General features: G+C 71.4%; 12 protein-coding genes. 2 read left to right on the top strand and 10 right to left on the bottom strand.

The genetic code is table 11. The annotated features are described in order from the left end of the window. The first annotated feature begins 178 nt into the window (after window positions 1-178). Window positions 179-505 carry a hypothetical protein gene (locus FE811_RS23555; protein WP_036760896.1) on the top strand — a complete coding sequence of 109 codons (327 nt, stop codon included), beginning with the start codon at window positions 179-181 and terminating at the stop codon, window positions 503-505. Here the strand turns inward: FE811_RS23555 and FE811_RS23550 are convergent. From FE811_RS23550 to FE811_RS23530, 5 genes are all read right to left on the bottom strand, one after another. Then, entirely contained in the window at window positions 502-1,791 is a 1,290-nt protein-coding gene (locus FE811_RS23550; RefSeq protein ID WP_244295364.1) for a TerB family tellurite resistance protein, read from the bottom strand. The two genes, FE811_RS23555 and FE811_RS23550, sit on opposite strands and share 4 nt — an antisense overlap. A 168-nt stretch (window positions 1,792-1,959) precedes the next feature. Then, window positions 1,960-3,144, bottom strand: a complete 1,185-nt coding sequence (locus FE811_RS23545) for an amino acid aminotransferase (RefSeq protein ID WP_116222976.1) — start codon at window positions 3,142-3,144, stop codon at window positions 1,960-1,962. Then, the gene (sseA, locus tag FE811_RS23540; protein WP_114534792.1) at window positions 3,144-4,004 is read right to left on the bottom strand and encodes a 3-mercaptopyruvate sulfurtransferase; all 861 of its coding nucleotides are present in this window, start codon (window positions 4,002-4,004) and stop codon (window positions 3,144-3,146) included. The genes FE811_RS23545 and sseA overlap by 1 nt, the downstream gene beginning before the upstream one ends. A gap of 65 nt (window positions 4,005-4,069) precedes the next feature. After that, a complete protein-coding gene (gene smpB / locus FE811_RS23535) occupies window positions 4,070-4,540 on the bottom strand; it encodes an SsrA-binding protein SmpB (protein WP_036760902.1) in 471 nt (156 codons plus the stop codon). A 48-nt stretch (window positions 4,541-4,588) separates the two neighbouring features. Beyond that, the gene (locus tag FE811_RS23530; RefSeq protein WP_116222975.1) at window positions 4,589-5,056 is read right to left on the bottom strand and encodes a low molecular weight protein-tyrosine-phosphatase; all 468 of its coding nucleotides are present in this window, start codon (window positions 5,054-5,056) and stop codon (window positions 4,589-4,591) included. An 88-nt stretch (window positions 5,057-5,144) separates the two neighbouring features. On the opposite strand from FE811_RS23530, the gene FE811_RS23525 reads away from it, so the two are divergent. Continuing rightward, on the top strand, window positions 5,145-6,806 hold the full coding sequence (locus tag FE811_RS23525; RefSeq protein ID WP_116222974.1) for a thiamine pyrophosphate-binding protein: 1,662 nt from the start codon (window positions 5,145-5,147) through the stop codon (window positions 6,804-6,806). A 110-nt stretch (window positions 6,807-6,916) separates the two neighbouring features. On the opposite strand, the gene FE811_RS23520 is transcribed toward FE811_RS23525, so the two are convergent. From FE811_RS23520 to FE811_RS23505, 5 genes are all read right to left on the bottom strand, one after another. Continuing rightward, window positions 6,917-8,341: an inorganic phosphate transporter gene (locus FE811_RS23520; RefSeq protein WP_116222973.1), complete on the bottom strand. Its 1,425-nt coding sequence runs from the start codon at window positions 8,339-8,341 to the stop codon at window positions 6,917-6,919. Next, window positions 8,338-8,805 (bottom strand): NUDIX hydrolase, encoded by a 468-nt coding sequence (locus tag FE811_RS23515; protein ID WP_036760910.1) that lies wholly within the window; start codon window positions 8,803-8,805, stop codon window positions 8,338-8,340. Before FE811_RS23515 ends, FE811_RS23520 begins: the two co-directional genes overlap by 4 nt. Next, complete coding sequence (gene arfB, locus FE811_RS23510) at window positions 8,802-9,233, bottom strand: alternative ribosome rescue aminoacyl-tRNA hydrolase ArfB (RefSeq protein WP_036760911.1); 432 nt, start codon at window positions 9,231-9,233, stop codon at window positions 8,802-8,804. The genes FE811_RS23515 and arfB overlap by 4 nt, the downstream gene beginning before the upstream one ends. 66 nt (window positions 9,234-9,299) lie before the next feature. Continuing rightward, the gene (locus tag FE811_RS28450; protein ID WP_255469833.1) at window positions 9,300-9,596 is read right to left on the bottom strand and encodes a hypothetical protein; all 297 of its coding nucleotides are present in this window, start codon (window positions 9,594-9,596) and stop codon (window positions 9,300-9,302) included. Continuing rightward, window positions 9,521-10,550, bottom strand: a 1,030-nt coding sequence (locus FE811_RS23505) for a penicillin-binding transpeptidase domain-containing protein (RefSeq protein WP_255469832.1), incomplete at its 5' end; no start/stop codon positions are given. The genes FE811_RS28450 and FE811_RS23505, both read right to left, overlap by 76 nt.

The following is a 10,550-nucleotide window of genomic DNA, read 5'->3' as shown; positions in this document are numbered from 1 at the left end:
CCCGCCCGCCGAGCCGGTCGATCCCGTCGAGGCCGCCACCCGCCCCGCGCGCGAGGCGCTGGTCGGCGCCGCCACCGAGGCGGCGACCATGCCCGCGCGCGATGCCTTGCACGTGAACCGCCCCCTGCCGCGGCCCGCGGCGCCGTGACCCGCAACCCCTTGCCCTGAAGCCCTTCGCATGAACCGCACCGAATTCATCGTCGCCACCGCGATCATCCTGTTCGCCGCCTTCATGCTGGGCTGGTTCGCAAGCTGGCTGATCCACCGCCTGTCCCGCGTCACCCGCGCCGAGATGGGCGAACTGGAAAGCATGGCCCAGCAGCTGCACGAGGCCGAGGAGGAACGCGACCGCGCCGTGGACGCGCTGGAGACGCGCGAGGCCGACCTGGTCGCCCGGCTGTCCCGCACCGAGGCCGAGCTGCGCGCCCGGCAGGCGCAGCTGCACGAAAGCCTGACCGAGATCGAGGAACTGCGCGCCTATATCGACCGCAAGCTGGGTCGCTAGCTTCCGCCCAGGCCGAACCGGCTGCCGATCCAGCCCGCCGCCGAGGAAGCCGCCGCCACCGTCCCCGAGGCCGCGCGGCCGATCGAGGCGCGGACCGAGTTCTGCTCGTCCAGCGCCCGCAGGATGCGCTCGATGGCCATGTCCTCGCGCTCGTCCAGCTTGCCGTCGGCATGCGCGATCTCCAGCAGCAGCACCTTGATCTCCTGCTGGATGGCAGTGAACTTGCAATCGGGATTGGCGTGGACGAAGGCGGCCAGGGCCTGGGTCATCTCGGCCAGCCGGGACTTGTCGGCATTGGCTTGCAGCACCGACAGCGCCTGGCCGACGTAATCCGCGTCATAGCCCCAGTCATGCACGAAGTAATCGCGGATGACGGCGACTTCGCGCGGGTCGATCTGCCCGTCCATCGCCGCGACCTTCAGCGACAGCGACCCCATCAGGTCCAGCATCGAGGCGCCCAGCAGGTCGATGGGCGTGTGCAGGAAGCGGGGCACCACCTCGACGCGGGACGCCTCGTAGCCCTTGAAAAGCCGCGTCACCCCGTAATAGGCGCCGCCGCTGGCCAGGGCCGCGGCGACGACCCAGCCCACCGGCGTCGCCGCCGCGCCGCCGATGCCAAGGGCTGCCATCAAGCCGGACTTGGCAAAGAAGGTCGAGGCGACGACCCCCGATTGCGCGATACCGGCCCCGGTGGCCGCGGCGCCGCCCAGGTCCGACAGGCTGCCGATGGTCTTGCCGAGCTTGAGCGAGGTAAAGGCGTCCTCGCGGATGCCCAGCCGGGCCTTGAACTTCAGGTCATTGGCGATGACGCGCTTGACCTCGCTGAACGCGCCGATCTGGTCCTGTTCCGTGGTCATGCCGCAACCGTCCCGAAGCTGGCGAATTGCCGGGCCACCCGGTCCATCGCTTCTTTCATCGCGTGCTGGCGGATGTCCTCGATCGCGCCCGCGGTAAGGCCGATCAGCTGCAGAAGCTTGTTCAGTATCAGCGTGAGAGCCGCCCCGACCCCAAAGGGGATCGCCCCCGATCACGGCGGTGAGCGTCAGCGCGACCGCCACGCCCAGGGCGGTGTTGGGGATCGTCCGCGCCAGCCAGAGGGCGATGCTGACCATGCGCCGGCCGATGGCCACCACGACCTCGCCGACCTTGATCGTGAATTGCGCCGGGTCGTAAAGGGGTGCCTTGAGGTCGGCGGACAGCGCGCTGCGGTCCAGAAAATCCTTGCGCTTGCGCAAGGGCGGCGCGGTCTGGCAAAACGCGATGGCATCGTCCAGGCCGGGCGGCACAAATTTTCTTGCATTGCAAGCTATTGCGCGAATTGTCCCGCGACAACTCCAGCAGCGGGCCTTGGCGCCGCAACCGGGTTTCGCGCAAGGGCGGCCTGTCCAGATCGGCCGGCCGGAACGAAAAAAGGGCGCCGTTTCCGGCGCCCCCCTTGCGATGGCTGCGGTGGCTTAAACCCCCGCCTCGATGATGGCGCGGGCCAGGATCGGGATGGTGCTGTCGTTCAGACCGGCGATGTTGATGCGCGAATCGCCAACCATGTAGATGCCGAATTCTTCCTTGATGCGCTTGACCTGCTCGGGCGTGGCGCCCAGGCGCGAGAACATGCCGCGATGCTGGGCGACGAAGCCGAAGCGGTCCGAGCCGCTGAGGTCGCGCAATTCGCCCGCCAGTTGCTCGCGCAGGCGCAGCATGCCGCCGCGCACCGCTTCCAGCTCGGCCATCCAGTCGGCGCGCAGCTCCGGCGTGTTGAGCACGGTCGAGACGATCTTGGCGCCGTGGAAGGGCGGGAAGGAATAGGTCTGACGGTTCAGGAAGGCCATGGCGCCCTGCGCCAGCTCGCGCGTCGCCGCATCGGCGCACAGCGCCAGCAGGCAGCCGGTGCGTTCGCGGTAGATGCCGAAGTTCTTGCTGCACGAGGCCGCGACCAGCACCTCGGGGATGCGCGAGGCGATCAGCCGGGTGCCGGCCGCGTCCTCTTCCAGCCCGTCGCCGAAGCCCTGGTAGGCCAGGTCGATCAGCGGCAGCGCGCCGGTCTGCTCCAGCACCGAGGCCACCTCGGCCCATTGCTCCAGCGTCAGGTTGGCGCCGGTCGGGTTGTGGCAGCAGCCGTGCAGCAGCACAACGTCGCCCTTTTTCGCCGTGGCGATGTCGGCCTTCATGCCCTCGAAATCCACGCCGCGGGTCTCGGCGTCGAAATAGCGGTAGGTCTGGACCGGCAGGCCCATGAAATTCATGATCGAGACATGGTTCGGCCAGGTCGGGTCGCTGACGAAGACCCGCAGGTCGGGGTTCGCCATGCGCGCCAGCTCCAGCGCCTGGCGGATGGCGCCGGTGCCGCCGACGGTGGCCAGCGTCGCGGTGGTCTCGGGCTTGAGCCCGTCGCCCAGGATCAGCTCGCCCATGGCCTTGTGGAACTCGGGCTCGCCCGACAGGCCGGCATAGGTCTTGGTGGTCTCGGTCTCCAGCATGCGCTGTTCGGCGGCATGGACGGCGCGCATGATCGGGGTGTGGCCGGTCGCGTCCTTGTAGACCCCCACGCCCAGGTCGATCTTGCCCTGGCGGGGATCGGCCCTGAATTCGCCCATCAGGGCCAGGATCTTGTCGGGGGCCTGCGGTTTCAGATTGCCCAGCATCACGCGTCTCCGGTTGCGATTTTAAGGTCGGGGAAGCTGCCCCATTCGGTCCAGCTTCCGTCATAAAGCGAATGGTCCCGGTGCCCGATCCGTTCGAGCGCCAGGAACAGCGAAGCCGCCGTCACCCCCGAGCCGCAGGTGGTGATCACCGGCTTCGACAGGTCCACCCCCGCCGCCTCGAACTCGGCCCGGAGTTCGGCGGCCGGCTTCAGCGTGCCGTCCGCGTTGTAGAGCCGGCCGAAGGGCAGGCTTTTCGAGCCGGGGATGTGGCCCGAGCGCAGGCCGGGGCGCGGCTCGGGCGCCTCGCCGCGGAAGCGTTCGGCGGAACGGGCATCGACGATCTCGTGATCGGCCAGCTTGCTGGCCGCCGCGACCTGGGTCACGTCGCGCACCAGCGCCGCCTGGCGCTGCACGGTGATGTGGCGGTCGCGCAGGATCGGCGGCATGTCCTCGATCTCGCGGCCCTCGGCCAGCCATTTGCCCAGACCGCCGTCCAGCACCGCCACGTCCTGCTTGCCCATCAGCTTGAAGGTCCACCAGACCCGCGCCGCCGAGCGCACCGGCGAATTGTCGTAGACCACCACCTGATGGCCGTCGCCGATGCCCATGGCGCGCATGCGGCTGATGAACATCTCGGGCTGGGGCGCCATGTGCGGCAGTTCGCTGCGCTTGTCGGCGATCTCGTCGATGTCGAAGAAGCGGGCGCCGGGGATATGCGCGGCCATGTATTCGGCCCGCGCGTCGCGGCCGGGTTCCAGGAACCAGGTGGCGTCGATGATGCGCAGGTCGGGATCGTTCAGATGGGCTGCCAGCCAGCCGGTCGAGACCAGCACCTTGGGATCGTCGGAATCGGTGGACATCGGCCTTCCTCCCGCGCGCGCAGAAACGACACCGATGTAACCGCAGCCGCGCGGGGCGGCAAGGCTTAACCCTGCTTCAGCAAACGCTGTTTTTGCCGGTTCCAGTCGCGCTTGGCCGCGGTTTCGCGCTTGTCGGCGACCTTCTTGCCCTTGGCGACGCCGATCTTCAGCTTCACCTTGCCGCGGTCGTTGAAATACATCACCAGCGGCACCAGCGTCATGCCCTCGCGCCCGATGGCCTGCCACAGGCGGGCCAGTTCCTTGCGCGAGACCAGCAGCTTGCGGCGGCGCCGTTCCTCGTGCCCGAAGACGCCGGCCTGCTTGTAGGCGGCGATATAGGCGTTGATCAGCCACAGCTCGCCCTGTTCCACCGAGGCATAGCTTTCGGCGATGTTGGACTGGCCGGTGCGCAGGCTTTTCACCTCGGACCCGGTCAGCACGATGCCGACCTCGAGGTCGCTTTCGATGAAATAGTCGAAGCGCGCCCGGCGGTTCTCGGCGATGATCTTGTAGTTCGGGTCGGATTTCGTGGCCATGATCGGGCAGAGATAGGGCGGGGGGCCGCGGCTGTAAAGGCCGGGCCTTCACCCTGGCCCCAGGATCAGCCGCAGCAGGGCCTGCGTCCCGGCGGTCACGTCGCGCCAGGTGGCGTCGAAGCCGGCGGCCTCGCCGAAATAGGGATCGGCGACCGCCTGCCCCCTGCGCCCCGGCACATGGTCCAGCAGCAGGGACAGCCGCGCCCGCCCCTCGGGCGGCGCAAGACGGCGCAGGGCGGCCAGGTTTTCGTGGTCAATGGCGACGATATGGTCGAAGCGATGGAAGTCGTCGGGCCCGACCTGCCGGGCGCGTAGGTTCGATATGTCGATGCCGGCCCGTGCCGCCACTGCCTGCGCCCGGCGGTCGGGCGCGCGGCCCAGGTGCCAGTCGCCGGTCCCGGCCGAGTCGACCAGCAGCCGCGCCCCCGCGGCTTCGGCCGCGGCGCGCAGCGCGGCCTCGGCCAGGGGCGAGCGGCAGATATTGCCCAGGCAGACGAAAAGAACCGATTGCGGCATGATCGACCTCGATGGACCGGCACCATCTTGCCAGTCCCGCGCAAGCTGGCCCAGACTGGCCGCAAAGAAAAGCAGGGAGACGGCGGCGATGCGGCATGGCGGGCAGATTCTGGTCGATGCGTTGAAGGCGAACGGGGTCGGGCGGGTGTTCTCGGTCCCCGGCGAAAGCTTCCTGGCGGCGCTGGACGGGCTTTACGCATCCGGCATCCAGAACGTCACCTGCCGGCACGAGGGCGGTGCGGCGATGATGGCCGAGGCGCATGGCAAGCTGACCGGGCGGCCGGGCGTGGCCTTCGTCACCCGCGGTCCCGGTGCCACCAACGCCAGCGCCGGGGTGCATGTGGCGCGGCAGGATTCGACGCCGATGATCCTGTTCGTCGGCCAGATCGCCCGCGCCGACCGCGACCGCGACGCCTTCCAGGAGGTCGATTATCGCGCCATGTTCGGCCCGCTGGCGAAATGGGTGGCCGAGATCGACCAGACCGAGCGCATCCCGGAATATGTCTCGCGCGCCTTTCACCTGGCCATGTCGGGCCGGCCCGGCCCGGTGGTGCTGGCGCTGCCCGAGGACATGCTTTCAGCCCGCGCCGAGGTGCCGGACCTGGCCCCGCCGGCCCCGCCGCTTTCCGCCGTCGCCGCGGAATCGATCAAGGCCATCGCCCAGGCGCTGGCCGGGGCCGAGCGGCCGCTGGTCGTGCCCGGCGGCACGCTGTGGTCGCAGGCGGCCGCCGACGACCTGGCGCGCTTTGCCGCAGGCTGGGGCCTGCCGGTCGCGGTGCCCTTCCGCCGGCAGGGGCATATGGACAATGCGCATCCGAACTATGTCGGCGACCTGGGCGTCGGCATGAACCCGGCGCTGGGGCAGGCGCTGTCGCAGGCGGATTGCGTGCTGTCCCTGGGCTCGCGGCTGGGCGACACGCTGACGCGCGGCTACGAGCTGATGGACCCGGTGCGCCCGCATGCGCGGGTGATCCACGTCCACCCCTCGCCCGACGAGCTGGGGCATCTGTGGCGGCCCGATCCGGGGCTGGTCGCCGATCCGCGCGCGGTGGTGGCGGCGCTGGCCGCCTTGCCCGCGCCGCGGCGCTGGGACGATTGGACCGCCGGGCTGCGCGCGGGCTACGAGGCGTGGCAGCAGCCCCGCTCCACCCCCGGCGCGGTGCGGATGGAGGCGGTGGCGCGCTGGCTCTCGGACCACCTGCCGCCGGATGCGATCGTCACCAATGGCGCCGGGAACTACGCGGCCTTCATCCATCGCTATTACCGCTTCCGCCGCTTCGGCACGCAGCTGGCGCCGACCTCGGGCTCGATGGGCTACGGCCTGCCCGCCGCCATCGCCGCCAAGCTGGAACATCCCGGCCGCAGCGTGGTCTGCATGGCCGGCGACGGCTGCCTGCAGATGACGGTGAACGAGCTTTCCACCGCCGCCCAGCATGGCGCTGCCGTCATCGTCATCGTGGCCAACAACGGCCATTACGGCACCATCCGCATGCATCAGGAGCGCAGCTATCCCGGCCGCGTCTCGGGCACGGCGCTGGCCAATCCCGATTTCGCCGCCCTGGCCCGCGCCTATGGCGGCCATGGCGAGCGGGTCGAGCGGCAGGAGGATTTCGCCGAGGCCTTCGCCCGCGCCCAGGCCGCCGGCACCCTGGCGGTGCTGGAGCTGGCGCTGGACCCCGAGGCGCTGAGCACCGGCGCCACGCTGTCCCAGACCCGCGCGGCGGGCGAGGCCGGGCTGCGCCGGGCCTGATGAGTGCGCACGCGGACGGCAAGGGCGGCCGATTGGCCGCGGATCGCGCCCACGGGAGCAGGGCCGTGGCCCGGATCAGGCGCGGATGGTTTTCCCGGAAAGCGTCGGCCCTAGAACCCGCCGATCCAGACCAGCGCGGCCGCCAGCGCGGCGGTCGCGGGCACCGTCACCAGCCAGGCGCCCAGGATCATCCGCATGTAGGACCGGCGCACCAGGTGGCGGCGCCGGCGCTCCTCGGCGGGCAGGGGGGCGTGGCTGGCCGCCAGCCGGCGGTCGCGCCATTCGCGATAGAAGCCGACGCCGAACACGCCCCCCACCGCGACATGCGTGGTCGAAAGCGGCAGGCCCAGAAGCGAGGCCCCCAGCACCGTCGCCGCCGTCGCCAGCGAGACGCAAAGCGCGCGCGACGCGTTCAGCCGGGTGATGCGGCTGCCGACCATATGCACCAGCCGCCGCCCGAAAAGCAGGATCCCCAGCGCGATGCCCAGGCCCCCCAGCAGCAGCACCAGCCGGGCGCGCAGATCGTCGTCCCCCCCGGCCGACAGGCTGTCGAGGATGATGGTCAGCGGCGCGGCCACGTTCGAGGTGTCGTTGGCGCCATGCGCAAAGCCCATGACCAGCGCCGCGGCGATCAGCGGCACCGCCAGCAATTGCTTCATCGCCAGACGCCCGCCGGCCTCGCCGCGCGACTGCCGGTCGATGCGCCGCCGGGTATAGGCCCAGCCGAGCGCGCCGCAGGCCAGGGCCAGGCCCGCATTCGCCGCCAGGCCCGAGCCGTGCCAGGCCAGCTCCGCCACCCCCGCCAGCATGGCCGAGGCCAGCCCGACCACCACCGGCATCCAGGTGCGGGCGGCGGCGACGCGATCCTTGCGGTCCAGCACCAGCGCGCGCAGCAGCGCCATCAGCCCCGCCGCCGCCAGGCCCGAAACCAGCGGCGAGACGATCCAGCCAAAGGCGATCATCCCCATCGCCGGCCAGTTCACTGCGCCCAGGCCAAAGGTCGCCATTCCCGCGCCGGCGATGGCGCCGACCACGGAATGCGTGGTGCTGACCGGCGCGTCGAGCCAGGTGGCAAGGCTGATCCAGCTGCCCGCCGCCAGCAGCGCCGCCAGCATCATCCGCGCCGTCGCCTCCCCCTCGCCCAGGGTGCTGCCGACCAGCCCCTCGGTCAGCGTGGCGGTGACGGCGCTGCCGGCGATGACCGCGCCCAGAACCTCCATCCCCGCGACGAGCATGAGGCCCGCGGTCATGCCGATGGCCCCCGCGCCCACCGCCGGCCCCAGCGCGTTGGCCACGTCGTTGCCGCCGATCGACAGCGCCAGATAGGCCGCGACCGCCAGGCCGGCCGCCAGGATGCCGATGGCCGGCTGGTCGGCGAAGAACCCGGTGCCGACATAGCTGGCCGCGGCGATGAAGATCAGCGCCAGCCCCAGCCGCATCAGCGGCCGGGCCGAATGCAGCACCGCGCGCTCGGCATTGGTGACGCGGCTCAGATCCTTGTCGAGCGTGCGGTATTCGCGGGGTTCGCGTCTCATTCCGGGGGGTGCCGCCGCTGGGCGGGCAGGCGGCGCAGGATCTGCTTCAGCCCGGTCTCGGCCACCATGCGGGCTGCGTCCTCGGGCGCGAACCAGCGGCGCCTGCGCTCATGCGCCTCGGGGAAATCCTCGTCCAGCCCCTCGACGTAAAGCGGAAAGACCCGCACCTCGACCGGGATGGCGAAGCCGCGGTCCTGGTCCTTGTCATAGTGATAGCGGCCGATCTCGGCCTCGGCGACGCGGCCCTTGACGCCGGCCTCCTCCCAGGCCTCCTGCCGGGCGGCATCGGCCAGGCTGCGGCCGGGCATGGGCCAGCCCTTGGGCACGATCCAGCGCCCGGTGCCGCGGCTCGTCACCAAAAGCACCTCGCCGGTCGCTTGGTTCAGGCACAGCGCCGCGACCTGCATGTCGGGCGGGCGGCGGCCGATCAGCCGCGCCAGCCTATCGCGGAACTGGACGATCATGCCGGATCCTCCGCGTCGCGGATGCGGCCGCGCCCGGCCTTGACCTCGCCGCGCTGGGTCTTGGCGGCCAGGCGGCGGCGCTGGCTGCCCAGCGTCGGCCGGGTCGGGATGCGCTTGCGCGGCGCGACCAGCGCCTGGCGGATCAGCTCGGCCAGCCGCTCGCGCGCAAGCTCGCGGTTGCGGGCCTGGCTGCGGGTCTCCTCGGCCCGGATCAGCAGGGCGCCGTCCTGCGTCCAGCGCCGCCCGGCCAGGCGCTTCAGCCGCGCCTTGACCGGCGGCGACAGGTGCGGCGACCGCTCGGCCTCGAATCGCAGCTCGACGGCGGTCTCGACCTTGTTCACGTTCTGCCCGCCCGGTCCCTGGGACCGGGTGAACTGTTCGGACAGTTCCCATTCCTCGATGGCGATCTGGTCGGTGATGCGCAGCATGGTGCGAATATGTCGCAAATCCCGGCCAAGAAAAGGTCAAGCGAATCACGAAGCGCGCAAATTGTCTCAGTGCAGCCGGATTGCCGCACTGGCCGAGGCGCCATCGGCATCCAGCACCGTCAATTCGGCAAAGCCGGGGCCGGGATGGGGCAGGCTGGCCACCGGCTGCGGCTGTGCGACGGCGGCGGGCGCCCCGTTCACCAGGAAGGTCCAGGGCCCACGCCCGCCCCGCGCCTTGGCGGTCAGCGGCCCCCGCGCGTCGATCTCGGCCCCGTCGGGCGGGTAGGTCAGGCGCAGCGCATCGGGGGCGGCGGGGCCCGCCGCCAGGGCGCTGGCCCGTCCCGGCGGGGCAAAGCGGCGCAAGGGCAGGGGCAGGGCGCTGTTNGCAGCGCCACCGCGGGCAGCGCGTCGAAGAGGTCGAACAGCACCGGCGCCGCCAGCTCGCCGCCAAACGCGCCGGGCACGGGCGTCCCGTCCGGCCGGCCCAGCCAGACCGCGGCGACATGCGCGCCGTCGAAGCCCACCGCCAGCGCGTCGCGATGCCCGTAGGAGGTGCCGGTCTTGTAGGCCAGCGGCCGCAGCCGCGTGCCGTGCGGAGCCGGGTTCTGGCCCAGGATATGCCCGACCTGCCAGGCCCCGACCGGGCCGAACATCGGCGCCGCCCGTTCCGTGCCCCCGCCCGGCAAAGGCGACAGGCCGATGCCCCGCCCGCCGCGGGCCAGCGCGCCATAGCCCTCGGCCAGCCCCTCCAGCGTGACGCCGGCGCCGCCCAGCACGATGGCCAGCCCCGGCGCCTCGCCTGTCAGGCGCAGTTCGATCCCGCCGCGGCGCAGGGCCTGGGCGATGCGGTTCGGCCCCACCGCCTCGGCCAGCTTCACCACCGGGATGTTCAGCGACCAGATCAGCGCATTGCGCAGGCTGACGGTGCCGCGGAAATGACGGTCGAAATTCTGCGGCTGCCAGCGGCCGAAGGCGGTCGGGCGGTCCTCGATCAGCGTTTCGGGATGCGCGAGCCCGTCGTCGAAGGCCAGCCCGTAGACAAAGGGCTTCAGCGTCGAGCCGGGGCTGCGCCAGGCCCGCGCCATGTCGACGAAGCCGGCCGATGCACCGTCGGTCCAATCCGCGGCGCCGACCTCGGCCAGGATCTCGCCCGTCCGGTGGTCGGCCAGCACCACGGCCGCCGACAGCCGCCGCCCGGCGCCCTGCACGGCGCGCGCGGCCAACGCCTCGGCCCGGCGTTGCAGGCGCGCGTCGATGGTGGTCTCGATCCGCAGGGCACCGGGATGCTCGCGCAGCAGCCGCGCGGCCAGCAGCGGC

The organism is Paracoccus sp. FO-3, assembly GCF_006386455.1.
In the GTDB taxonomy this organism is placed as follows: Bacteria; Pseudomonadota; Alphaproteobacteria; order Rhodobacterales; family Rhodobacteraceae; genus Paracoccus; species Paracoccus versutus.
Note: the sequence above shows the minus strand (reverse complement) of the source record. Positions and strands in the feature narration are given on the sequence as shown.

Coding starts and splice junctions, on each gene's coding strand:
- FE811_RS23555 (WP_036760896.1), top strand. CDS start 179: ATGAACCGCACCGAATTCATCGTCGCCACCGCGATCATCCTGTTCGCC.
- FE811_RS23545 (WP_116222976.1), bottom strand. CDS start 3,144: ATGCTGGGCAATCTGAAACCGCAGGCCCCCGACAAGATCCTGGCCCTG.
- sseA (WP_114534792.1), bottom strand. CDS start 4,004: ATGTCCACCGATTCCGACGATCCCAAGGTGCTGGTCTCGACCGGCTGG.
- smpB (WP_036760902.1), bottom strand. CDS start 4,540: ATGGCCACGAAATCCGACCCGAACTACAAGATCATCGCCGAGAACCGC.
- FE811_RS23530 (WP_116222975.1), bottom strand. CDS start 5,056: ATGCCGCAATCGGTTCTTTTCGTCTGCCTGGGCAATATCTGCCGCTCG.
- FE811_RS23525 (WP_116222974.1), top strand. CDS start 5,145: ATGCGGCATGGCGGGCAGATTCTGGTCGATGCGTTGAAGGCGAACGGG.
- FE811_RS23520 (WP_116222973.1), bottom strand. CDS start 8,341: ATGAGACGCGAACCCCGCGAATACCGCACGCTCGACAAGGATCTGAGC.
- FE811_RS23515 (WP_036760910.1), bottom strand. CDS start 8,805: ATGATCGTCCAGTTCCGCGATAGGCTGGCGCGGCTGATCGGCCGCCGC.
- arfB (WP_036760911.1), bottom strand. CDS start 9,233: ATGCTGCGCATCACCGACCAGATCGCCATCGAGGAATGGGAACTGTCC.